General features: G+C 59.1%; 21 protein-coding genes. 8 read left to right on the forward strand and 13 right to left on the reverse strand.

The annotated features are described in order from the left end of the window. Positions 1-131: 131 nt before the first annotated feature. Both pstS and HDF15_RS19015 read right to left on the reverse strand, forming a co-directional pair. Positions 132-1139, reverse strand: coding sequence for a phosphate ABC transporter substrate-binding protein PstS (pstS, locus tag HDF15_RS19010; RefSeq protein WP_184258398.1), 1008 nt, complete (start codon positions 1137-1139; stop codon positions 132-134). Between the two features lie 97 nt (positions 1140-1236). Further along, positions 1237-3156, reverse strand: a complete 1920-nt coding sequence (locus HDF15_RS19015; protein WP_184258400.1) for a hypothetical protein — start codon at positions 3154-3156, stop codon at positions 1237-1239. A 630-nt stretch (positions 3157-3786) separates the two neighbouring features. Between HDF15_RS19015 and HDF15_RS19020 the strand changes: the two genes are divergently transcribed. Continuing rightward, on the forward strand, positions 3787-5532 hold the full coding sequence (locus HDF15_RS19020) for a phospholipase C (protein ID WP_184258402.1): 1746 nt from the start codon (positions 3787-3789) through the stop codon (positions 5530-5532). 155 nt (positions 5533-5687) lie between these two features. After that, on the forward strand, positions 5688-7307 hold the full coding sequence (locus HDF15_RS19025; RefSeq protein ID WP_184258410.1) for a multicopper oxidase family protein: 1620 nt from the start codon (positions 5688-5690) through the stop codon (positions 7305-7307). 81 nt (positions 7308-7388) lie between these two features. Here HDF15_RS19025 and HDF15_RS19030 read toward each other — a convergent pair whose 3' ends face one another. The 4 genes from HDF15_RS19030 to HDF15_RS19045 all read right to left on the reverse strand — a co-directional run bounded on the left by HDF15_RS19030 (position 7389) and on the right by HDF15_RS19045 (position 11359). Next, positions 7389-7928 carry a lysozyme inhibitor LprI family protein gene (locus HDF15_RS19030; protein ID WP_184258413.1) on the reverse strand — a complete coding sequence of 180 codons (540 nt, stop codon included), beginning with the start codon at positions 7926-7928 and terminating at the stop codon, positions 7389-7391. Positions 7929-8063: 135 nt separating this feature from the next. Continuing rightward, positions 8064-9443, reverse strand: coding sequence for a cell wall metabolism sensor histidine kinase WalK (locus tag HDF15_RS19035; protein WP_184258415.1), 1380 nt, complete (start codon positions 9441-9443; stop codon positions 8064-8066). 78 nt (positions 9444-9521) lie between these two features. After that, positions 9522-10238, reverse strand: coding sequence for a winged helix-turn-helix domain-containing protein (locus HDF15_RS19040; protein WP_014263776.1), 717 nt, complete (start codon positions 10236-10238; stop codon positions 9522-9524). Between the two features lie 257 nt (positions 10239-10495). Continuing rightward, positions 10496-11359 (reverse strand): AraC family transcriptional regulator, encoded by an 864-nt coding sequence (locus HDF15_RS19045; RefSeq protein ID WP_184258417.1) that lies wholly within the window; start codon positions 11357-11359, stop codon positions 10496-10498. 113 nt (positions 11360-11472) lie between these two features. On the opposite strand from HDF15_RS19045, the gene HDF15_RS19050 reads away from it, so the two are divergent. The 4 genes from HDF15_RS19050 (at position 11473) to HDF15_RS19065 (ending at position 15881) form a co-directional block, all read left to right on the forward strand. Further along, positions 11473-11967, forward strand: a complete 495-nt coding sequence (locus tag HDF15_RS19050) for a YkgB family protein (protein ID WP_184258419.1) — start codon at positions 11473-11475, stop codon at positions 11965-11967. Between the two features lie 199 nt (positions 11968-12166). Then, on the forward strand, positions 12167-13588 hold the full coding sequence (locus tag HDF15_RS19055; RefSeq protein WP_184258421.1) for an MBOAT family protein: 1422 nt from the start codon (positions 12167-12169) through the stop codon (positions 13586-13588). Positions 13589-13605: 17 nt separating this feature from the next. Then, positions 13606-14751 carry a DUF459 domain-containing protein gene (locus HDF15_RS19060; RefSeq protein ID WP_184258423.1) on the forward strand — a complete coding sequence of 382 codons (1146 nt, stop codon included), beginning with the start codon at positions 13606-13608 and terminating at the stop codon, positions 14749-14751. Next, positions 14748-15881 carry an alpha/beta hydrolase gene (locus HDF15_RS19065; RefSeq protein WP_184258425.1) on the forward strand — a complete coding sequence of 378 codons (1134 nt, stop codon included), beginning with the start codon at positions 14748-14750 and terminating at the stop codon, positions 15879-15881. The genes HDF15_RS19060 and HDF15_RS19065 overlap by 4 nt, the downstream gene beginning before the upstream one ends. On the opposite strand, the gene HDF15_RS19070 is transcribed toward HDF15_RS19065, so the two are convergent. From HDF15_RS19070 to HDF15_RS19090, 5 genes are all read right to left on the reverse strand, one after another. Then, complete coding sequence (locus HDF15_RS19070; protein ID WP_184258427.1) at positions 15882-16298, reverse strand: hypothetical protein; 417 nt, start codon at positions 16296-16298, stop codon at positions 15882-15884. A 148-nt stretch (positions 16299-16446) separates the two neighbouring features. Continuing rightward, entirely contained in the window at positions 16447-16839 is a 393-nt protein-coding gene (locus tag HDF15_RS19075; protein ID WP_184258428.1) for a hypothetical protein, read from the reverse strand. 262 nt (positions 16840-17101) lie between these two features. After that, complete coding sequence (locus tag HDF15_RS19080) at positions 17102-18025, reverse strand: pseudouridine synthase (protein ID WP_184258430.1); 924 nt, start codon at positions 18023-18025, stop codon at positions 17102-17104. 207 nt (positions 18026-18232) lie between these two features. Further along, positions 18233-19393: an SMC-Scp complex subunit ScpB gene (gene scpB, locus HDF15_RS19085; protein WP_184258432.1), complete on the reverse strand. Its 1161-nt coding sequence runs from the start codon at positions 19391-19393 to the stop codon at positions 18233-18235. A 190-nt stretch (positions 19394-19583) separates the two neighbouring features. Further along, a complete protein-coding gene (locus HDF15_RS19090; protein ID WP_184258434.1) occupies positions 19584-20348 on the reverse strand; it encodes an SDR family oxidoreductase in 765 nt (254 codons plus the stop codon). A 104-nt stretch (positions 20349-20452) separates the two neighbouring features. Here HDF15_RS19090 and HDF15_RS19095 point away from each other — a divergent pair, with 104 nt between their 5' ends. Continuing rightward, positions 20453-20842, forward strand: coding sequence for a helix-turn-helix domain-containing protein (locus HDF15_RS19095; RefSeq protein WP_184258436.1), 390 nt, complete (start codon positions 20453-20455; stop codon positions 20840-20842). Between the two features lie 17 nt (positions 20843-20859). Here the strand turns inward: HDF15_RS19095 and HDF15_RS19100 are convergent, their stop codons facing one another. Continuing rightward, on the reverse strand, positions 20860-21483 hold the full coding sequence (locus HDF15_RS19100; protein ID WP_184258438.1) for a Fic family protein: 624 nt from the start codon (positions 21481-21483) through the stop codon (positions 20860-20862). Further along, positions 21480-21698, reverse strand: coding sequence for a hypothetical protein (locus HDF15_RS19105; RefSeq protein ID WP_184258440.1), 219 nt, complete (start codon positions 21696-21698; stop codon positions 21480-21482). Before HDF15_RS19105 ends, HDF15_RS19100 begins: the two co-directional genes overlap by 4 nt. Positions 21699-21785: 87 nt before the next feature. On the opposite strand from HDF15_RS19105, the gene HDF15_RS19110 reads away from it, so the two are divergent. Continuing rightward, complete coding sequence (locus tag HDF15_RS19110; protein WP_184258442.1) at positions 21786-22502, forward strand: VIT1/CCC1 transporter family protein; 717 nt, start codon at positions 21786-21788, stop codon at positions 22500-22502. Positions 22503-22590 lie beyond the last annotated feature (88 nt).

The following is a 22590-nucleotide window of genomic DNA, read 5'->3' on the forward strand; positions in this document are numbered from 1 at the left end:
TCTCCCAAGCCACTTTATTAAAGCCTTATGAATAGACGGTGAATATGAGCCGGGTTCATAGTAGCAGCGCAGCCGGGAAAGTGAAGCAGAAGGAGCTTGAGATCCAATACAAGCCCCTTCCTTTCAAACAGTTACTGGATCTGGTTGATAGTTTGGCGTACGCGGTCCGCAACCGGCTTCGGCAACGGAGCGTAGGTCATCTGAGAAGCCTCGTCTTCGCCGTGGTCGAGCATCCACTGCAGGAAGTCATGCAGGACCTTCCCCTTGGCTGGATCGTCGGACTTGACCGGAATCAGCAGCCAGGTGAACGACGAGATGGGGTAGGACTCCGCACCAGCCGCATTGGTGATCGATACGCGGTAGTCGGCAGGCATGTTCTTGGAAGCAGCGGCGGCAGCAGCCGTTACGCCGCCCGTCGAAGCCTTGATCCACTTGCCGGCTGCATTGCGAACCAGGCCGTAAGACATGTTATTGCCCGCCGCATAGATCAGCTCGACATAACCGAAGGAGAAGGGGCTGTTGCGAACCATGCCCGCGATGCCTTCGTTGCCCTTCTGACCGATACCCACAGGCCAGCGCACAGAGGTGTTCTTACCAACCTTCGAGGCGAAGTCGGGGCTCACCTTAGAGAGGAAGTCGGTGAAGATGTAGGTCGTACCCGACCCGTCCGAACGATAGACCGGGAGGATCTGGTGGTCGGGAAGGTTCACACCGGGATTGTCCTTGACGATGCGAGCATCATGCCAGTTGGTGATCTTGCCCAGGTAGATGTCGGCAATCACGTCGCCCGAGAACTTCAGGTCGCCGCCGACTCCCGGGATGTTGTACACCGGAACGACTGCTCCGAGCACCGTGGGAATGTGAACCAGCTTGATCTTCGACTCGGAGATCTGCTGATCGGTCATGGGACCGTCCGAAGCGCCGAAGTCAACGATCTTGGTCGACACCTGGCGAATGCCGGCGCCCGAACCTACTGACTGATAGTTGATCTTCACGCCCTGATGCGCATTGCTGTACTCGCTGAACCAGCGCGAGTAGATGGGGTTGGGGAAGGTGGCGCCTGCGCCGGTAAGGTTCTGTGCTCCAGCGGTTGCCGCCATAGCGGTCAGCATGACTACGGAAAGAAGTTTAGCTTTCACAAATATCTCCTGGAAGTTCTCGCTGCGGGTAAGGCCCTCCCACATGGGGAGGGCCGACCCTGCATCCAATGCAATCCATCCTACGATGGGTTTGTTACTACGGGATGTAGTAACGCATACCCGCGTGGAACATGCTGTCCTCAGCGCGAGGACCGCTCGGAGTCGTTGCACTGCCGACACCGGACCACAGATTACGCTGGAGGTAGCTGTAGGTGAACTGGTACTGGAGACGGCCATACTTCGGGCTGTTGACCGCACGATAGGTAAAGCCGATCATGCCTTCTTGAAGGTACCGGGTCGGCGAAGAGCAGCTGACCGCCCCGATTCCACCAGCGGAACCGCCCGCACTCGCCGGGTTCGCCGGCAGGTTGTAGCAACCCGTATCGCTCAGGTTGGGGGTGCCGTAGCCGATCAGATCACCCGAAGGCGTCTTGTACACCGTGCGCTGAGCATACTCTCCACCGTAGTAGGCATAGGCATCCAGTTTCGGCAGGGGGTGCGTTTCGATGCTCAACAGACCGTGGTAGTTGCGAATCGGCTCCAGCGTTCCGTCCGGGCGCAGGGTCGCGTCAGCGAGCTGGCCCGAGCCATACCGGCCAACGCCCTGTCCGCCCATGGCCTGCACCGCGAAGTCGACAAACTTGACCGGCGATACACGTGCGCTGCCGAAGATGCCGCCAGCCGTCACAGTGTTGCCGTTGTAGTTCGGCGAGTAGGTGTAGACAGGCGCGGCAGCCGTTCCGCCCGCGGTCAGGATCGGGAAGTAGTAGTCACGCATGAAACGTCCAAGGCCACCGACTTCGAAGTGCGCCTTGGGCAGGTCATACGCAGCCTTGACGATGACGTCGGGAGCAACGTTGTTCGCATAGGTGGTGATTCCGCCTGTGCCTGCAGTGTTTCCAGCTCCTACGTTACCGGCGGCGTTGTAGAGACCGCCGTTCTGGCCGGGGCCGGCGAAGAAGAAGTTCGTGGGGATCGATGCGGTAGTAGCCGAGGCCACGGTGAAATTCGTGATCTGCGCCTGCTCAACCGAGGCAGCTACCGTAAGGGCACCGGTCGCTACATCGCCGAAGCGCTGCTGGAAGCGAACGCCGGGCTGACGTTCCCACGAGAAACCGACCATGTACTGAGGATCGATGGTGTTCGGCAGCTTTTCAGTGCGAACGTCCGTGCTCTTGCCGTCTTCAGTAACGAGCGACCACATCTGACCGCCGGTCACAGCGAGACCGCTCTGCGTCTCAACCTTGCCCCAGATCTGGCGCTGACGGAGAACATAGCTGTTGCTCTGGTTGTTGTTGGACGAGGTGCCTGTGCCCAGGAAGTCAGCCTCGAAGTAACCCGACAGCTTGTAGTTGCCGGCGTTGCCCTCAAAGAGTCCGCCAAGACGGCTCTGACGGCCCGAGAGGTTCAACTCGCTCACGTGGCCTTCGTTCGCGCTCGGGAAAGGAATCGAGTTGAACGGGGTGTTGATGTCGGAGTTGACCGAACGCTCACGCCACACACCTTCCAGCGCGAAGAAGGCAACCGGGGTGATCGTGATGCCCTTGTAGTGCAGAGTGGAGGGCGACTCTAGCTGGTCCTGAATGGTCTTCTGAGTGCTGACGACCGTCTCCTGCAGACCGACGTTGCTGGTCTTCAGGTCGTTGACCGTGGTCTGCAAGGCATCAGCCTTGCTCGAGCTCTCGGCGGCAGCGGCGGTGGCCTGAGAGGCAGCAGCGGAAGCGGCGGCAGCCTGCGACTGCGCTTCGGCAGCCGACTGCTGAGCCGTGGCGGCCTGCTGGGCCTGTTGGCTCGCACCCGAGAGCTGCGACTTCAGCGCCTCGATCTCGCTCTGCTGAGCATGCATCTGCTCACGCAGTTCGCGGAGCTGGGTTTCGGTTGCACTCTCGGCCTTCGCCTTTACCGGGTGCTTCGGCTTCTTGTGCGCTTTGCTGTCGTCTGTCGTCTGAGCATGCACAGAGGCCGAAGCCAGTGTCCCTGCAACCAGAACCGCGGCCAGTATCCTAAGTCGTGTCATCAATTCCTCGTACGGCGTTGCTAAGGTGTCATATCTCTCCGGCGGTCGTTCGCCCGAGTTCAAACTCTCCTTGCCTGTTTTGCCGTTGAGGCGATGCTCGCAACTCAATGTAAACGTCGGAAAAACCCAGTGTTAATGGAACATGAATTTAGCCAGTTTTTGGGAACACCTTGCCCCTTATCAGACTTGTTTCAGCGCCGAGGGCCATGCTTCAACTGGCTCGCGCAAGCAGGTGCAAGACCGGTGTAAAGCTAGTGGATACCCTGTTTTCGCCAGGAGCACCCCTCCGTCCTCTGAGGCGAAAGCCTGTACCTGAACACGACTTTCCCCCAGGAAAGACCTTCCCTTCCGTCCAGCCACAAACCTATCCAAACTTCTGAAGAGGCTTCCTGGGAGGCCCCTTCCCGTTTTCCTTCTGAGGCTTTGCGGCAAGGGGTGAAGAGGTATCCCAAACCTTTCTCACAGGCAACTGCTGCCTGTGGAAGCTCCTGCGGGAGTACCCAAACAGTTAAGAGTGCTCGAAAACCGTCTGCAAAGTTCACCGTATATTCAAACTCCATTGACCTCGGACAAAACATTGAGGGACTACAAAAAGGGACGCAAGTATCTTCACTTCGAGGCTTCCTGGCTATGGTTCGCAAAGCTCTTGCTCTTGTCATGTCCGCTACGATTGTTATGAGCGGTTGCAATTCTGCTCTCACCGCAATCCCCGGACCGCCGACTCCACCGGCAGCGACTCCCACAACCGCCTCCGCGGCGATCAAGCATGTCGTTGTGATCTTCGATGAGAACATCTCCTTCGATCACTACTTCGGCACCTATCCCAACGCCGCCAACACCGATGGGCAATCTTTCACCGCTGCCACCGGCACCCCCATCCCTGACAACTACATTTCCAACCCTTCGCTGCTCACCGCGAACCCAAACTTGAATCCCGCCAACAGCATCATCACGAGTGGCACAGTCATCTCTTCGCCGTCCAATCCGTTCCGTCTAAGCGCAGACCAGGCAGGTACCGGTGATCAAGATCACAGCTACACCCCCGAGCAAGCGGCTTTTGACAATGGCAAGATGGACCTCTTCCCACTTTCAGTCGGAACGCCGGATGGCCAGCCTCTCCAGACTCAAACGAACGCACCGTCTCTGGCTAACACCCAGTCCCTCACCATGGCCTACTATGACGGCAATACGGTCACCGCGCTGTGGAACTATGCGCAACAGTATGCGATGAACGACCATTCCTTCGGCAGCACCTTTGGTGCCTCCACCCAGGGAGCGATCAACCTCGTCTCCGGCCAGACCAACGGCGTCGCTTCTTTCAGCGCTGGCGCTGCCAGTGGCACAGTAGACGACGGTCAGGGTGGAACCACTCTCACCAACGATGAAGATCCTACCGGCGATGTCTGCTCCTCTGCCAGCGCCAATGTCCAGATGAACGCCCCCAAGGGCAAGAACATCAACATCGGCGACCTGTTGAACACCGGTGTAAACGGAACACCTGTCACCTGGGGCTTCTTCGAGGGCGGCTTCGACCTCTCGATCACCAACACTTCCAACGGCATCACGACCACGGGCTGCAACCGCAGCACAGGCGCCGTCAACATCCCCGGACACCCGCTGAAGGCTGATTACATTCCTCACCACGAGCCCTTCCAGTACTACGCCAGCACCGCCAACCCGATGCACAACCGCCCCACGGCCGCTATCGGAACCACCGACGCTGCCAACCATCAGTACGATACGCTGGACTTCAACACCGCCCTCGCCGCCGGAAACCTGCCTTCGGTCAGCTTCCTGAAGGCTCCCGGCTATCAGGACGGTCATGCCGGCTACTCCGATCCTCTCGACGAGCAGACCTGGCTCGTCAACGAGATCAACGCAATTGAAGCCTCGTCGTTCTGGCCCAACACCGCCATCATCATCGCTTACGATGACTCCGATGGCTGGTACGACCATGTCTCAGACCTGGTGAACGGCTCTGCCACAGCTCAGGACGTGCTCAATGGACCGGGCTCAAACCTCTGCATCAGCGCTACTGCTGCTGCTGCCGCTCTGCCTGGTCCGAACTCAAATGGCAAGCCTGTAGCCGGACGTTGCGGCCATGGCCCGCGTCTTCCTCTCCTGGTTCTCTCCCCCTGGGCCAAAAAGAACTACATCGACACCACCCCCACCGATCAGGCCTCGATCACCCACTTCATCGAGGACGTGTTCCTCGGTGGCGCACGCATCGGCAACGGTTCGTTCGATACGGGCGCCGGCACGATCAACGCCATGTTCGACTTCTCGAATGGAGCCACACCGCCAAACCCCACACCGCTCTATCTCAGCCCTACCACCGGAAAGGTTTGCAGCCCTGCCACTGCTGCTTGCAAGTAATTGATTGTTCACAAACCCGTTACATAACTGCTCTAGCTTAAAGACACGCACCCGCAATCAGGGTGCGTGATTCTTTTTTCTGGAACTGTTTGCAAAGCTGCCAGTTTTGAGGGACTAACCGCAGTTTTGCCACGGCTTCTCGATACGGAGCTCCATTGCCCTCTACCCGCCGCAGCTTTCTCAGGCAAGCCTCTGCCTTTTCGCTTCTTCCAGGCGCTCTTCCTGCCCTCGCACAGCAGCCGATGGCCATGCCCGCCAGCACGGCAAAGCCGCAGCCCATGCTGCACTCGCTGGAACTGCCCCCCTTTGTAGACGCGCTTCCGCTGCCCGAGCGGCTCGTACCGGTCGCCCACCATGGCCAGCCGCACAAGCTCCGCGTCACCATGCGCGAGGTCCACGCCAAGATCCATCGCGACGTTCCCGCTGCCCGCTTCTGGGCCTATGGGACTGGAAGCAGCTCCAGCCCTCTCGCACCGGTCATTGAGGCCCGCTCGCACCAGCCGCTGGAAATTGAGTGGGTCAACGCCCTGCCCACGCACCACTACCTGCCCATCGACTACAGCCTCCACGGCTGTGGCCGGGATCTCCCCGAGGTTCGGGCGATCGTCCACGTCCACGGTGCGCGCGTCCCGACCAAGGACGACGGCTACCCCGAAGACTGGTTCGTCCCCGGCACCAGCCGCACCTGCCACTATCCCCTGGAGCAGGACTCAGCCACCCTCTGGTATCACGACCACGCGATGGGGCTCAACCGGCTCAACATGTACGCCGGACTCTTCGGACACTTCCTGGTCCGCGACAAGGTCGAGGACGCCCTCAACCTGCCTTCCGGCAAATACGAAGTCCCTCTTTCGATCTACGACCGCGACTTTACCGCGGACGGGCAGCTCTTCTATCCCACCTCCGGCGACCCCGACCACCCCTGGGTGCCGGAGTTCTTCGCGGACGCCACGCTGATCAACGGCAAGGTCCGCCCGTTCTTCGAAGTCGAGCCGCGCCTCTATCGCTTTCGCGTGCTCAACGCCGCCAACAGCCGTTTCTTCGCGCTTTCGCTCTCGGAGCAGCCCCCCTTTCACCAGATCGGCTCGGACCAGGGCCTGCTCCCCTCTCCCGTAAAGCTCACGAGCCTGCTTCTCGCCCCCGCCGAGCGCGCCGATCTACTCATTGACTTCTCTCAATTTGCCGGGAAACAGGTGCACCTGGTGAATGGCGCCTTCGAGATCCTGCAGTTCCGTGTGGCTGCAACCGCAGCCCCTGCCGTGCAGACCGGCCACAACAAGATGAGTTCCATCCCGGCTACACTGCGAACCGTTCCACGGATTCCCGAGTCCACGGCTACCGTTACCCGCACCATCACGCTCAACGAGTATCAGGACAAGGTGGGCAATCCCATGATCATGCTGCTGAACCGCAAGCACTGGCATGATCCTGTCACCGAGCAGCCAAAGCTCAATTCCACCGAGATCTGGGAGTTCGTCAACCTGACCGAAGACGTTCACCCCATGCACCTGCATCTCGTCCGGTTTCAGCTTCTGGATCGCCGCACGTTCGAGGTCTTCTCCTACCAGATGTACAAGAAGCTGCGCTACCTGGCTCCCGCCAGGCCGCCGGAGCCCAGTGAAGTCGGCTGGAAGGATACGATCCAGTGCCCTCCCGGAATGATTACCCGGATCATCGTTCATTTCGACGGGTATGTGGGCAAGTATCTCTATCATTGCCACATCCTCGAGCACGAATCGAATGACATGATGCGGCCGTTTGAGGTTGTGGCATAAAAACGCAGTTACACAAAACAAAGAGCGGAGTGAATGTCATTCCTCAAAGATGACATTTTCCGAAATCCGGGATTACCGAAATCAGTGCCAAAGATCTTTATAAAGGTCCGCAAGCTCTATGATGTGGTTCTGTGTCACTTCAAGAAGACAGGTGACATAAAGATCTCCAGATAGTGACCCGCCAGACTGATCCGAGACGGATCTGCAACCTTTCTCACGGTACTGCAGCCAAATATCCTCAGCGACATCCAAAGGCAATTTCTCAACCGGTGCAGGTTTCGTTGCTCCCCCTGATTCCGATGGGGCCGCAAGCCGAAGGAGTCCGCCGATGGCCCGGACGTAAGCGATACGGTTGCCATCGGTAATTTCCAACTCGTGTTCGTAGCAATGCCCAATGTCGACAGTAGAAGTGGCATCCGCACAGAGTTCGCTCTTAATTCTTTCCTGTTCCGCGTTGAGAGCGATAGTGCCACGCTTGCGTATGGCCTCTTGTTTTGCCCAATACACTCGCCAGGCCGGACTGGGTTCTCTCGGCGCAGCCTGCGGCGCTTGAGCAAAGGCCGTTACCGAGATGAAAACAAGCAAAAGTAAAAGAATTGTGCGGGACATAGTGAGATTCAAAATGCAGTCTCCAGCCGAGATGGCAGTTTCGCGGTGAGGTTGAAAACACCATCGCCGGCATTAGCCTAACGCCTACAGGGCTGTTGTAAAGGCCGTTGGCCGCTGTAACGGGATACTTCTTCAACCTGTCAGCGATTAATTCAGCGACGCCTGTTCCTCGTCGGGCAGAGGATTGCTCCGCACCGGAGCCTGCGGCAGCGTGAAGCAGAAGCGGCTGCCGCGGCCCAGATCGCTCTCCACCCAGATCGTTCCCCCGTGGGACTCCACCAGGTGCTTCGCAATCGATAGCCCCAGCCCCGTACCGCCCGACTCACGCGACCGTGCCTTGTCCGCGCGGTAGAAGCGCTCGAAGATGCGTTCGCGATGCTCGAAAGCGATACCTGCTCCAAAGTCGCGCACGCTGAACTTCACCATCGCCGGAGGCCCGGCCACCATCTCCGCAGCCATCACGACCAGCGATCCATGGGCGCCGCGACCGTAGTTCAAGGCGTTCTCGATCAGGTTGCTCAACACCTGCACCACGGCGTCGGTGTCCGCCATGACTTCGGTGTCGACCATGGCGGCAATCTCCAGCCGCGCATCGTCTTTCAGCAAGCCGCTTGCCGCGCCGATTGACTCGTGCAGCAGGGCCGCCACACGAACCGGAGCAGGATTGATCTTCTGTTCGCCGGAGTCCACCTTGGCCATCACGAGCAGGTCTTCGGTCAGCCGGCCCATCCGCTGCGCATTCTTCAGAATGGCGTCGAAAAACTCCCTCGACTGCGCAGTCATGTTGGCGTCCGAGTTGCCGTCGTCGATCAATAGTTCCACGTACCCCATGATCGAAGTCAGAGGCGTCCGCAACTCATGCGAGACATTCGCCACAAACTCCTTCTGGGTGCGTTCCATCTGCTGGAGGCGGGTGATATCGCGCAGCACTACCACGGCGCCCCCCTCGGCCATGGGAGCAGCGCTTACGGCATAAATCCGGCCTGTATTGAAGCCCACGGCCTCCCGTTCAGCCACCGTGCGCTCTTCCAACGCGATGCGCGCGCAGGCCAGAACCTCCGGCTCGCGGATCGTCTGTACCAGGGCATGTCCCGTTCGTACCGAGCCGGAAGAGGAAGACATCAGCCGCGCCATCGGTGCGTTCGTCCAGGAGATCCTCCCGGCCGAATCGACCGCAACAACCAGGTCCTGCATGGAATCTAGCAGCAGCTCAAGCTTGCGCTGGCTCTCGGCGGTGGCCTCAAACTGTTTGGTCTGCCGGGCGGATTCCGCGTCGAGCGACGCAGCCAGCTCTTCGAACTCTTCAAAGGGCAAATCGGCATGGGGTGCGCCGGTATTGGGCTTGAGCGTGCGTAGCCCGCTCTCCACGGCACGCGAGACCGCCCACGCCACCCACGAAACAACTGCCAGTGCCAGGGGCAGGAGTGCCCACAGCCACCAATGCGGCAGTATCAGCGCCGCTGCCGCCACAACGGCGACAGCCAGCGCAGTACGCAGCCACAAAGAAAGCCACAAATTCCGCTTCATGACAGAGGTTCCCATGGGTCTTCAAATACCTGAGTCCGGTGAGACGATCCCCTCTCACCGGACTATTGAGTCGCGAGGTTACTGAGCTTCGCGGCTTTTGGGAATCTCGAAGCGATACCCTGCTCCGCGCATCGTCTTCAAATAGCGTGGGGTCTCCGGATCGGCTTCCACCTTCTCCCGAATCCGGCGCACATACACGTCCACACTGCGCGGCGTTACAAACCGCGCATCTCCCCACACAGCATCCAGTAATTGGTCCCGGCTGAACACCCGCGCCGGATGCCGGGCAAGATAGTCCAGCAGACGAAACTCGGTGGCCGTCGTCGGCACCAGTTCGCCCTTCACACGCAACTGCATGGCGCTGCCATCGATCTCGATCTCTTCGATCTTGACGATCGAGAGCGGACCGGGAGCCTCGGAGGGCTCAAAGCGCCGCAAGACCGCACGGACACGCGCCACAAGCTCCCGCGTTCCGAACGGCTTGGTGATGTAATCATCGGCGCCCAGTTCCAGACCATGCACGCGATCGTTCTCCGACGCGCGCGCAGTTAGAAAGATCACGGGAACACCGCTCAAGGTCGGATGCTGACGCAGCCGACGGCAGAGATCCATGCCATCGCCGCCCGGCACCATGATATCCAACAGAAACAGCGCAGGCCGCGAACGTTCAGCATCCTGCACGATGGACCCAATGGCCGCATACGGCTTCGCAATAAAGCCCGCTCGTTCCAGTTGATACTGCACCAGTCTGCTAATGTCAGCATCGTCTTCCAAGACGAAGACAGTTTGGCTCACACATTCTCCTCAGCCGCAGTGAACGCACCCCGGTCGCCGTTGAGTTTATCCTGTCGGCGACCGCTTAATTACTACAGGATGGTAAATCTTGTCGAATTGTTTGGGAAATTCGCGTTAGCCCCAATGTTAATCATGTGAATGAGGGGCAAAGAAAAGCCCTCCCGGCCACAGTCGACCGTGGGTCGGCGTTGCAGCGCCAAACCTTAGGGATGGGCGATATAGGGAAGGAGCTTGCCCCTTTAAAGAACGCGTTCAGGTTAAGCGCCCGCAGGTTGCGGAGACAGTGGGACATTGCTTCCGCTATGTAGCTGGCTGCGAGCGAGCCATTCTGAGGGAGACATGCCTATACGTTGCGTAAAGATTCGCGTCAGGGCTGTAGCGTTTGCATATCCCACTGCGGCTGCGATCAGCCTCAGCGAGCTGCCGTTACGCAACATGGTCTGGGCAACTCCCAGCCGCCAATCCGTTAAGTAATCAAACGGTGTCATGCCGACCACCTGACGAAAATAAGCAGCGAAGCGCGCACGGGACATCCCTGCACATTGAGCAAGCTGTTCCAGCGACCAGGAAGTCTCAGGATGCTTATGCATGGCCTCGATGGCCTTGCCCAGACGCAGATCACTCAGCCCGACCAGAACTCCGCTGTCGATCCTGTGCTCCTTCATGGCCGATCGTATGAGGAGCACAAAGAGGTATTCGAAGAGCCGATCCATCGCAGCCTGACGGCCTGGGAGTCCTGAAGAAGCCTCTGAAAACAGGAGCTGCAGTGTCGGTTCAAGTTCGGGGAGGGCGTCCAACGGGAGTATCAGCGGCTCTGGAAGCGATGCGATGAGAGGGTTCAACATTCCGGCGCCGAACTCGATGGTGGCACATACCAGTTCGGCCCCCTCCTGCTCCGGACCGTGAAGACGATGGCGGCGTGGGCGAGGAAAGAACACGATGCTTGGGGTATCAATGATCAACTGTTGAGCATCTGGCCGGGTGACCGTCAGTCTGCCCTTCCTGAGCACATGAAGATGACCGGTATGTTCGTTTTCCTCCGTGCTTCCGCACAAGAGCCCCGAATAGAACATTCGAGCCGAGAGAGAGAACCTTTCGAAGTAGGGTGCCAGTTGGTCCATTTGAGACTATAAGGTATATCAATAAGACTAAACACGCCAACAAGTCTCATATCCTTTTCAAAGATGCTTCCCATTGAAAGCACCGCATTCAAGGAAAAGAAAAGGACAAGATCATGAACTGGCTTATCAGGCTTCTATCGAAAACAGGTCTCTTGAAGGGCAATCTCGACAACCATCTCGTTCGCGCGTCGATGGTCATCATCTACTTCTTCTTCGGGTATCAGAAATGGTTTGACTATGAGGTGAAGGGACTCGTCCCCTTCTTTACCCACGGGCCGCTCATCTCCTGGATGTACCCCGTCTTCGGAATGACAGGCTCGTCGTACTTCCTAGGCGTCTCGGAGTGGCTGTTTGGAGCGCTCTTGCTTGCCGGATTCTGGAATAAGAAGCTGGGAGTCCTAGGAGCTCTCGGGTCCGTGTTTACCTTCATCGCGACAGTTACGATTATCCCCTTCATGCCCGACGGCTGGGCACCCTCTGCCGGAGGATTTCCCGCGATGGTCGGAAACGTCGCCTTCCTGATGAAAGACGTAGTTCTGCTGGCCGTTTCGTTTTATCTGCTGAAGCAGGACCTCGCCAAAGTCACGCCTGCCGCTGAAATTGCGTGATGTGGAGTTCAGAGAATCTGCTGCGATGACATAGAGGCTAAGCGCCCCGCGAGCCTTCGTCAGCAGCAGATTCCCTGCGAGAAGGGCTGAAAGAAAAGCAGGCGATTCACAGCCCCGGTATCTCTGTGCGCAACCCTGTCGGCAATTCAAACTGAGACACTAGAGCAGTTCTAACGTAATCTTTGCGCAAGCAAGCCTTATGCTCTTCCCTACTGTTGAATATGCCGTCTTTTTTCTCGCCGTGCTGGCGATCTCGTGGGCGCTGGCACCGCGCCGGATCGCGCACAAAAGTTTTCTGCTGGCGGCAAGCTACCTGTTCTACGGCTTCTGGAATTGGCGTTATGTTCCTCTGCTCTTTCTGATCTCGCTCTTCGCCGGTCTCATCGGCCAGGCTCTGCAACGCACGGATGACGGTGTAACGCGCAAGCGCCTGCTGATCGCGGGCGTTACCGTGTGCCTCCTCGTACTTGCCTACTACAAGTACACCAGCTTCCTGCTGCTGAGCGCGCTGGGGCTGTGGGGGTTCGTCGGACACACGCCGGGGTGGAATATCTCTACGCCATTTTTGCCGCTGGGTATCTCGTTCTTCGTGTTCCATGCGATCTCGCTGATGGGCGATATCTATCGCCGCAAGCTGCGTGAGCCGCTGCACCTGCTCGATGCTCTGCTCTACGTCGCATTCTTTCCGCAGTTGATCGCCGGGCCGATCCTGCGCGCTTCGAACTTCGTGCCGCAGCTTCTGCGCCAGCGCAGCCTGCAGCATATCCGCGTCAACCGGGCGTTTCTGCTGATCCTCGCGGGGCTGTTCAAGAAGGTGATTCTTTCGAACACGCTCTCGACGCGGCTGGTCGAGCCGGTGTTCAGCGCGCCCGCCAACTTCCACTCGGTCGATGTGCTACTCGCCATCTACGGCTACGCCGCGCAGATCTACTGCGACTTCTCCGGCTACACGGACATCGCCATCGGCTGCGCGATGCTGCTGGGCTATCGCTTCCCGCGCAACTTCAACGCGCCTTACACCGCGACCGATCCGCAGGAGTTCTGGCAGCGCTGGCACATCTCGCTCTCCAGCTGGCTGCGCGATTATCTCTACATCCCGCTGGGCGGATCGCGCCGCGGCGTCTCTCGCACCTACATCAACCTGATGATCACCATGCTGCTCGGCGGCCTGTGGCATGGGGCCTCGTGGACGTTCGTGATGTGGGGCGGTCTGCAGGGCTTATATCTCGTCATCCATCGGTTATGGGTTGCAGCTCCCTCGCCTGCCGTGCAACGTCTGCGCTCCAGCACCGCGTGGCCATGGGTCGCACGCCTGCTGATGTTCCATGCCGTATGCCTGGGCTGGGTCTTCTTCCGTGCTCCTACGTTTGGACTCGCGGCCACAGTGCTGCATCAGCTGGGCAGCCATGGTGCAGTGACGCTGGCGGCATGGCCCGTGGTGTTGTGCCTGGTGCTGGGACTCTTCGGACAATATGCTCCGCCTGTCTGGCGTCGCAGTGTTGAAGCGACGATGTCGCGCATGCCGGTTGCGGTCAACGGCGTGGCGCTGGCACTGGGCGTGTTTGCGATTGAGCTGCTGGGGCCGACGGGTGTGGCACCATTCATCTACTTTCAGTTTTGAGGTTGTAAGGCCCGATCATGCGCGCGTATCAACGTTTTTCGACGCTCTCCCAACTCGCCGCCAGCGTTGGCGCCTTTGCGCTTGCAGCCCTGCTGCTGGAGTCGGGCGGCCTCTATGACTGGGCGCAGCGGCTGGACCTCGGACTGGAGCGGACTGTTGCCATGCCGGTTGCAACGGCGTTGCACCGCGCGCTTGCGCCGCTGCACATCGAACAGGGACGCAGAAATACTCTCGTGGAGCTGGCCCGCATCGGCTGGAGCGACGACCCGGCCGCACTGGCCGAGGCGAACACTCACACTCAACCGAAAGAGCTAACTCCTCCGCCTGTGGCCCCATCGACAGTCACGGTACCGTTGAAAAATACAACTACCGTCACGAAGCCTGTCACGCCAACAACCGCGACCGTCACGATACAGCCCGTACCGCTGCGCCCGGATGCTGCGCCAGGCTTGAGCACTCTCCCTGCGATCCCCTCGATTGCCACAGGTAAAACGCGCACCATTGCGCTCGCGGGAGACTCCATGATGGCCGTGGGAATGTCTTCGACGATCCTGCGCCAGGCTTCTCTCTACAAGAACCTCAGCTTCGTCCATGCCTTCAAGTCAGGCACCGGATTGGCGCGACCGGAGGTCTTCAACTGGCAGCTTGAATATCCTGCCATGCTGAAAGAGGCACGCCCCGACTTCGTGCTCGTGGCTATCGGCGCAAATGACGGACAGGGCTTCGTCGAGGACGGCGTGACTTACCCGTTTGGTTCAGACGGATGGAAACGCATCTACCAGCGCAGGGTCCAGGCATATCTCGACATGCTGGAAGAGAATGGCGCAACCGTGATCTGGTTGGGACTGCCGCCCATGAAGTCCGATGTCTACGATGCGCGCATCGCACTGATCAATCGCATCGACTACAGTGTCGTGAGCGCTTCGCCCCATGCCATCTGGGTGGGTACGGCCGGTCTTGTCGGCGATGGCAGCGGACGCTTTCGCGACTACGGTGAGATCGACGGCCACACAACGCGGCTGCGCCAGAGTGACGGCATTCATCTCTCCGATGACGGCGCAACCCTCATCACGACGAAACTGCTGCGCTGGCTCGCAGTGCAGGAAGTACCAAAGCCCGTCGCGGCTCCTGTCACGACCGCACAGGAATCTACGAAGCCATGAGAATTCAAAATTTCAAGCGGGCCATCGACGGGTGGTGCCGCCCCCTCGGGGTTGGAATCCTTCTGGCGCTAGGCGTGTCGCCCGCTGGCGCTCAGCAAAACTGGCAAAGTCAGTTCGGTCCAGCAGTCCTTGAAGCACGGCAGACACATGCCTCGATCGACCTCGTCGCCCTTGGCGAAGGCATGCACCGCGTCTACGTCTTTCTCCCCGCGGAGCCCGCTGTCGAAGGCAAGGCACCGTTCGTGTTCTTTCATCACGGATGGCAGGGCATGAATCCGGAGAACTATGGCGCACTCATCGACCATCTCGCGCGTGAGGGCAACGTCGTTGTATTCCCCGTGTACCAGGATGCCGATTCGACTTCACCGCAGATCGTCGTGGATAACACGGCGCAAGCAGAACAAGAGGCGCTTACGGCATTGAACCAGCGCGGCATCGTCCCGGACCCGCAGCGCGTGGTGTACTTCGGCTACTCCATGGGTGCGGCGATCTCTTTGAAGCTCGCAGCCACTACGGGTTCAACCCATCTGCCCGCGCCCCAGGCCCTGGTGCTGGCTGCACCGGCGGACGCCTACCACGTCGTCCGGGGCCCGGCGGCAAAGAGCATCTGGCCTGCGTTGCGCGATCTGCCGCCGACGCTGCCCATCGCGATGGTTACAGGCGAGGATGACAAGGCAATCGGTCTGCCAACCGGTCGGAAACTGGCTGGGCTGTTATGTGCCACAAAGTCAGACCGCCGCGTGTTGTTGATCCTGCCTGGCGATGAGCATGGCGGAAAGAAGATCGGTGCAGGACACGGATCGCCCGGAGCACCGGACTCGCGCTACGACATTGCTCTTGCAACACCTTTAGCGAAGGTGCCGAAACACATTGCAGGGCGCAGTGGATTTGAGGAATCAGCGTCGCTGAATCAACTCGACTTCTTTGGCTATTGGAAGGTGTTGGATGCTGTGATCGATTCGCTCGCGACCGAGCCCTCGACCAGCTTCAGATATGTTCCGCCGCCTGTCGTCTTCCGCAATGGAACACCGGGGCAGTTGTATCTGGGCACATGGCCTGACGGTACACCGTACCGTCAGGCCCATGTGGAAGATCCGTGTGCGTCCCCCGCAGGAGACGCACACCGTTAGTTAGCGATAGTGGCCGTGCTCAGCTTCCGTGTGATAGTTTCCGCGCGCGTCGCTATAGTGGCTGCCGTGGAAGCTACGGAAGTGATCCGGATGCTCTACATAGTGGCCACGTCCGGGGAACGCGCCATGGTAGCCAAAGCGAGGATCGAAAGCGCGATTGATGTGGCCGTAGAAGGGCGCGCCATGATGCCATGGGCCCGCCCCAACGAAGCCGCCGCCAACGAACCACTCCGGCCCATAGTAGCCGTAGGGAGCGCAGTTATAAGGAGCGTAGCCATAGTACCCGTAAGGGCATTCCGGAGCTACACCAATGCCGATGGTGACCTGAGCGTGCAAAGCCGGAGTAACCGGTGCAGGGGCCGCGCCCAAGAAAACGAATGCAAAAGTAGCGATCAGTAAATATTTAAGTACACGCATGAAGCACCTCACTTGAAATAAGAATGCGTTAAAACATGGAAAGTTGCGTTTACGTCCAGCGATAAATATACAAAAGCCTTTGCGCAGCGTAACTCCACGCAAAGGCCTTGTTTTTGTTAACGTTTGAGAAAGCTATTTATTCCATCGATTAGCGATGTCCGCCGGCCTGAACATGGCCGCGACCATCGCGCGCCTCATTGCCCTGGAAGCTCTTGAACTTATCGGGATGCACCTGGGCCGGGCCATGAGCGGGCAACGCACCGTGATAACCGTGCTGCGGATCCAGACGGTTGTTCACATTGCCGTGAAAGTTGGCAGGACCATGGAACCACTTGCCCGCGCCGATAAAGACACCACCGTTGAACCACTCCGGTCCATAGTAGCCGTAGGGCGCGCAGCTATAGGGAGCGTAGTCGTAGTAGCCATACGGGCAAGCTGGCGGAGCTCCGATGTTGATGGTGATCTGGGCATGCGACTGCGGAGCGGCAGTCAAAAAAATCGCGGCTGATACTGCAGCAAAAACGTACTTCATTCCACGCATAGAAAAGCGCCTCCAATAGAGAGGAAGACGTTCCAGTGGAATGCGATGTTTCCACCGGAAGCTGAATTCATTCAGCAGCAATAAAGGGTTGCTCGTATGGTGAGCCATTCGTCTGTTCAACACAGCGCGGAACGCGTTCCCCGATGCTTCAGCATCAGGGAGACGGAGGGTAAGGGAGGCAATCGCCTTTAGGCTACGGCTCCCTCCGCCCCGCGACGCTAAAGCGTCACGGAACGCGCTTCGCGCAGTCTGATAACACGCACTACGAAGTGCGCTTACGAACTGCCTTCTTAAAAGCACGTTTCTTCGGAGGCACAGGTTTCTTCAGCTGCGCGGCTTCAGGCAGCGTCTTCTTGCGCTCGACCTTCTTGCCTGCCGCAGCACGGCCCAGCGCCTGCACTTCACCCGTAGTCAGCTCGCGAAATCCACCCGGAGGAATATCCAGCACGAGCGCGCCATAGCCGATGCGGCGAATCTTTTCGACGTGATGGCCGATCTCTTCAAACATCTTGCGGAGCTGGCGATTGCGGCCTTCCGTCAGCGTGACCTCAAACCACGGATTCTCGCCACGACGAACCTGCTCGATCTTTGCGGGGTTCGTGAGTACGCGATCGCGACGCCCACTGCGGACCTCATTGAGGCGGCCACGATCGATCATGATGCCACGACGTAACTGGTCGATGGCCTCATCTGTCGGTGAACCTGAGACCTTGACGAGATAGGTCTTCTCGACACCGGCAGCCGCCTTCGACAGCTTATTCGCAAGCTCGCCATCGTTGGTCATCAGCAGCAGGCCTTCGCTCAGATAGTCGAGACGGCCGACAGGATAAAGACGCGGCAGCTTGTTATGCTCGCCTACACTCTTCCTCTGTGCATCCTGGCCGAGAAGCTGCATAACCGTGGGGCGATGCTCGGGGTCGTCGAGTGTCGTGACGTAACCGCGCGGCTTGTTGACCATGAAGTAGCGCTGCGGCTCCGGGCCATGCAGCAGTTTGCCGTCGACGCGAATGTGGTCACGCGTTGCATCGGCTCGTGTGCCGAGCTCGGTAACGACCTGGCCGTTCACCTGCACACGGCCTTCCAGGATGATCGTCTCGGCGGCACGGCGGCTCGCAATGCCGGCCTGGGCAAGAATCTTTTGTAAGCGATCACCGCGCGGCGCGGCGTCTTTCGTCTCGGGCTTCATAGACTCTCTAGTCTATCGCCTTCGAAGCGCGAGAAACGCAAGAAAACCTAAAGAGAGTCCCGGAAAGAGGCTCACGGAAATTCTATGGTGCGTCATCAAACTCTTCTTAGAGCGAAGCTAAATCGTGCAAACGGTGAAATCGAACCGTGCAAACTGTTTGCTTCGGCACTGTTCGATTTCACTTCAGAAGCAATTTGATGACAGGTCCTAGTCTTCGTCGCTGCTGTCCCCATCGGCCTGCGGCTCGCTCTCCGGCACATGAACGGGCTCCTCAGGAACAGGCTCACTTACCAGCGGCTCGACCTCATGCGTATCGGCATGCTCAAGGTTATGCCCCTCGGGCTTCGTCGAGTCGTCGCTGATCAGCTCCTCGACGCTCTCATGCAGCGTGCTGGTCGGCTCAGGAGTTGAGTTGGCCTCGTCCAGGCTGGAGGGCGTACCGCCGTTGACGTCGTCCATGGGGATCTCCTCCTGCACGGGTTCGCTATCCGCAAGTTCACCGGCCATCTTCTCAAACTCTTCGATGCTGGGGAGCTCGTTGATGTCCTTCAGTCCGAAACGGACAAGGAAGTCCTTGGTCGTCTTGTACAGGATGGGACGGCCGATCACCTGCTTACGTCCGGCAGTCGTCACCAGCTTGCGCGCCATCAGAGAACCGAGCACGCCGCCAGAGTCGACACCACGAATCTCGGAGACCTCAGGAGCGGTCACCGGCTGCTTGTAGGCCACCACGGCAAGCGTCTCGAGCGCCTGCAGGGACAGCTTGAGAGGCGGTTTGAGCGATTTGACGAAGCCGCGCACGGCATCGTGATACTCAGGCTTGGTCGCCAGGCGGAAACCGCCCGCTACCTCGCGAATCTCCAGTCCACGGTCGTTATTCACGTAGTCGGAGATGAGCTGATCGAGCAGCGAACGGAAGTAATCGCGCAGCTTGCGTTCCCGTTCACGGGTGAGCTTTTTGTCCTCAACCGGAGATTCCGCTGGAACCTCCGCGGACGGCTCTGCCGGCAGCTCAGTCGCTGGGGCCGTCTCCGGAGCAGGCTCCGGCTCGACAGGCTGGGTCTCTACGCTCTCAACCTCACCCGTTACAGCCGATTCCTCGACCGGTTCATCGGGCGTTTCAGCGCTCGAAACCTCGGACTCGTCCAGGGTCTCGGCATTCAAGGCATCCTGGTCAATCAGTGAATCCTGGTCAACGGTTTCAGCTTCGCCGGCGGGATTTTCGTCCAGCGCCAGTGACTGCTGCTGCGACTCGAGGGCATCGAGTTCGGCCTGGCCTTCTTCGCCCAGCAGGCCGGTGAGTTGCGCGAGCGTCACGGGCTCTTCTGACGCGTAGATGACAGCTTCGATCTTGGCTTTAAGGCTCATGGGTTGCAGGGATGAGTGTATCAATCCCCGCAACCCAACGGGCCAGCTTTCCTGTGTTTGCCAGGGGGATGTCATCAAACTGCAAACGCTAAGTGCGCCGAGTACGCCAAGTTGACGCAAGGAAACCTGGCGCAAACTCGGCGTCCTTCGCGTATTCGGCGTTTGCAGTTTGGATTAGCACGGCAGCTGCTTAGTGAGCTCCGTTGACCATCGCGAAGACCTCGGCGGCCTGCGGCGCCACGGCGGAATCGTGCAGGAAGCGCGCATTGGCGATGAGCAACTCCACTCCGTCGGTAGCGAGCGCTTCCATGGCCCCGGCGATAAAGTCCGCCAGTGGCATGGGTTTCATCTCGCCATGGTCGGCCTGCTCCGGCTGTGCCGCAGCCAGTTCGGTCCCAACCCAGGGCGGAGCGAGTTCCACGACGCGCACGGTCGTCTCGCGCAACTGGTGGCGCAGCGACATCGAGAAGGAGTGCACAAAAGCCTTGGTCGCGCAGTAGACCGGGTAGACCGCCATCGGCGTGAAGGCCAGGCCCGAGGTGACATTGATGATCGTCGCCGCAGCCTGCTGCTTCAGATGCGGCAGAAAGGTGGAGCTGACGCGCAGGACGCCGAGGATGTTGATGTCGATCTCCGAAGCGACATTGGCCTCGTTGAGCGTAGCTTCTGTAGCGAAGTTATGCTGCCACTGCACCCCGGCGTTGTTGATGACCACGTTCAGCGCGGGGAAGCGCCGTGTCAGCTCCGCGGCTCCGGCAGTAATGCTCTCGGGCGAAGCGGCGTCGAAGACGATGAATTCCATGCCCGGGTTGGCAGCAGCAGTGGCAGCAAGAACACTCTCGCGACGGCCACCGATGATGACCTTGTTGCCCAGCTTGTGGAAGGCTTCGGCGAGCCCGCGGCCGATGCCGGAACCGCCGCCGGTGATGAAGATCGTGTTTCCTGTGGTATTCATGCGTTGTCTCCTTGAGCTACTCTAGAGTTGACACTCTCCTTTAGGAAGTAGGCACTTAATCGTTCTGTACTTACTTAATGGAAACCGTAAAGGAGATTTGCAAAATGGCCGATGAATCGAAGCGTACCCCAGAACTGGAACGAATGGTTCGCGAGATGATCGACGCGGTTGCCGATCGCTGGACGATGTATGTGCTGGAGGCCCTGGAGGAGCACGGAGAGGTGCGCTTTACGCGGTTGGCGGAACTGGTCGGTGGCGTAAGCCAGAAGATGCTGACCAAGACCCTGCGCCAGATGGAGCGCGACGGTCTGATCGTGCGCACCGTGCACCCCGTGATTCCGCCGCACGTGGAGTACCGGCTGACGGACATGGGCCTCAGCCTGTCGGAGGCCTTCTGCGGCGTCTGGCAATGGGTGATGGCACATCAGGAGCGCGTGCAGACGGCTCGGCGGGAGTTCGACGCCAGGCCCAAGATCGTTGTAGCGGCGAAATGATTGGGTTGGGTTTCCCTTCAGAGTGGCGAAAGGATAGAAGCGAAGATTGCGGCTAACGATGCAGAATCGCCGTGCATCACCGCGAGGTCACGGGCTGCATAGAGCTGCTCGCGAAGCCCCTCTTCTGCCGCAAGGATGCTCCAGTCAAGCTGGTAGCCTGCAGTCTGAGCCAAACCTGAAAAGAATAGGCGAAGCGTACGGCTATTGCCTTCACGGAACGGATGGACGGCATCGAGCTCCCCATAAAAATGAGCTGCCCGTTCGATGAAAGCTTGTTGAGGCATCCCTGTAAGGTATCCCTCCGCCGCGAGACGCCGAAAGACCAGGCCTATTTGTTCAGGAATGAATGCCGAATCACAATAGACAACGGCGTAACCGCTGGCACGGACTTTAGTTATACGGCCTGTGTGCACACGTACCTGTCCCGCGAAGGGATAGAGCTTGCCAAAAAGCGTTCGATGTATCAAGAGAAGTTTTGCGAGATCGTACGGTGGGCTGAAGGACGTTTCGACGAGTAGCGTCTGTGAGGCCGTCAGCGCCGCCTCCGTCATTTCAAGCATGTCACGGTCGCGAATGTCGGCTAAATTCTTGAGGACATTCGTTCCGGGATAGCAGTAGGGGTCGACAAATGCTTGCTTCACGCGGCAGCGTTATTCGTTTGCCGCCGCATGGCATAGGCAATAATTTCATCACCCATCTCGGAGGCAGACATCTCACCAGAGAGGACCTGATTCTTTAGCTTTGCATAGAGCGGATGCTGGTGGGGGTCGAATCCCTCCAACGCCACATTCGCTTCGCCCAGCGAAAAAGCATCTTTCAATTGGTCAAGATTTACGGGACTTTTGCTGGCAATCATAGTAATCTCCGCAGAAACGCCTCCTTACATTATAGCTGTTTCCCCACGTCTTTCTGGCCCGCAACTCCCGCTCTACACTGGATAACTATGCAATCCTCCACCCCCTCTTCACTGCATCATGAGCACCACTTTGAGTCCTCCGACGTCGTACGCGACATCGTCATCGGGCTTGCCGATGGACTGACCGTGCCGTTTGCTCTGGCGGCGGGGCTGGCCGGTGCGGTCGATTCCGGACACCTCGTCATCATCGCCGGGCTCGCCGAGATCGCGGCCGGGTCCATCGCGATGGGGCTGGGCGGCTATCTCGCGGCGCGGGGAGACGCCGAACACTTCGCCTCCGAACGCCGCCGCGAAGAGCACGAGGTCGTCGAACGGCCCGGCGACGAGGAAGACGAGATCTACGAGATCTTTGCCGCCTACTCGGTCGACCGCAAAGCGGCGGAACCCGTCCTGCGTGCACTCCAGGCCAACCCCAGGGCCTATGTCGATTTCATGATGCGCTTCGAGCTGGGCCTTGAAACACCGGTAGAGGGCAGGGCCTGGCGGTCGGCCTTGACCATCGCGGCCTCCTACATCGCAGGAGGATTTATCCCCCTGCTGCCCTACATGCTGCTCGCCGACACCTTCTCCGCGTTGCGGTCCTCGGTGGTGATCACCCTGATCGCCCTGGCGGTCTTCGGAGGGGTGAAGGGGAGGCTGCTTGGCTCGCATTGGCTGCGCAGCGCCGTACAAACCGTTCTGATCGGAGGAGCCGCGGCGGCGGCCGCCTTTGGGCTCGCCCGATTATTGAACGCACATGCGTGAAACCTTTAGCCCGTTGAAACCATCTTCTTCTTGCACAGGCGCTTTCTATCCCGTAGCGTTTGGTAAGGTACTGTGAGCTCGGCTAGCA

Source organism: Granulicella mallensis (assembly GCF_014203225.1).
GTDB classification, from domain to species: Bacteria; Acidobacteriota; Terriglobia; order Terriglobales; family Acidobacteriaceae; genus Granulicella; species Granulicella mallensis_A.

What these genes read in the sequence shown, in the direction of transcription:
- HDF15_RS19050 (WP_184258419.1), top strand. Translation starts at nt 11,473, where the DNA reads ATGAACTGGCTTATCAGGCTTCTATCGAAAACAGGTCTCTTGAAGGGC.
- HDF15_RS19095 (WP_184258436.1), top strand. Translation starts at nt 20,453, where the DNA reads ATGGCCGATGAATCGAAGCGTACCCCAGAACTGGAACGAATGGTTCGC.
- HDF15_RS19055 (WP_184258421.1), top strand. Translation starts at nt 12,167, where the DNA reads ATGCTCTTCCCTACTGTTGAATATGCCGTCTTTTTTCTCGCCGTGCTG.
- HDF15_RS19065 (WP_184258425.1), top strand. Translation starts at nt 14,748, where the DNA reads ATGAGAATTCAAAATTTCAAGCGGGCCATCGACGGGTGGTGCCGCCCC.
- HDF15_RS19105 (WP_184258440.1), bottom strand. Translation starts at nt 21,698, where the DNA reads ATGATTGCCAGCAAAAGTCCCGTAAATCTTGACCAATTGAAAGATGCT.
- HDF15_RS19075 (WP_184258428.1), bottom strand. Translation starts at nt 16,839, where the DNA reads ATGCGTGGAATGAAGTACGTTTTTGCTGCAGTATCAGCCGCGATTTTT.
- HDF15_RS19020 (WP_184258402.1), top strand. Translation starts at nt 3,787, where the DNA reads ATGGTTCGCAAAGCTCTTGCTCTTGTCATGTCCGCTACGATTGTTATG.
- HDF15_RS19035 (WP_184258415.1), bottom strand. Translation starts at nt 9,443, where the DNA reads ATGAAGCGGAATTTGTGGCTTTCTTTGTGGCTGCGTACTGCGCTGGCT.
- scpB (WP_184258432.1), bottom strand. Translation starts at nt 19,393, where the DNA reads ATGAGCCTTAAAGCCAAGATCGAAGCTGTCATCTACGCGTCAGAAGAG.
- HDF15_RS19045 (WP_184258417.1), bottom strand. Translation starts at nt 11,359, where the DNA reads ATGGACCAACTGGCACCCTACTTCGAAAGGTTCTCTCTCTCGGCTCGA.
- HDF15_RS19090 (WP_184258434.1), bottom strand. Translation starts at nt 20,348, where the DNA reads ATGAATACCACAGGAAACACGATCTTCATCACCGGCGGCGGTTCCGGC.
- HDF15_RS19060 (WP_184258423.1), top strand. Translation starts at nt 13,606, where the DNA reads ATGCGCGCGTATCAACGTTTTTCGACGCTCTCCCAACTCGCCGCCAGC.
- HDF15_RS19070 (WP_184258427.1), bottom strand. Translation starts at nt 16,298, where the DNA reads ATGCGTGTACTTAAATATTTACTGATCGCTACTTTTGCATTCGTTTTC.
- HDF15_RS19080 (WP_184258430.1), bottom strand. Translation starts at nt 18,025, where the DNA reads ATGAAGCCCGAGACGAAAGACGCCGCGCCGCGCGGTGATCGCTTACAA.
- HDF15_RS19015 (WP_184258400.1), bottom strand. Translation starts at nt 3,156, where the DNA reads ATGACACGACTTAGGATACTGGCCGCGGTTCTGGTTGCAGGGACACTG.
- HDF15_RS19110 (WP_184258442.1), top strand. Translation starts at nt 21,786, where the DNA reads ATGCAATCCTCCACCCCCTCTTCACTGCATCATGAGCACCACTTTGAG.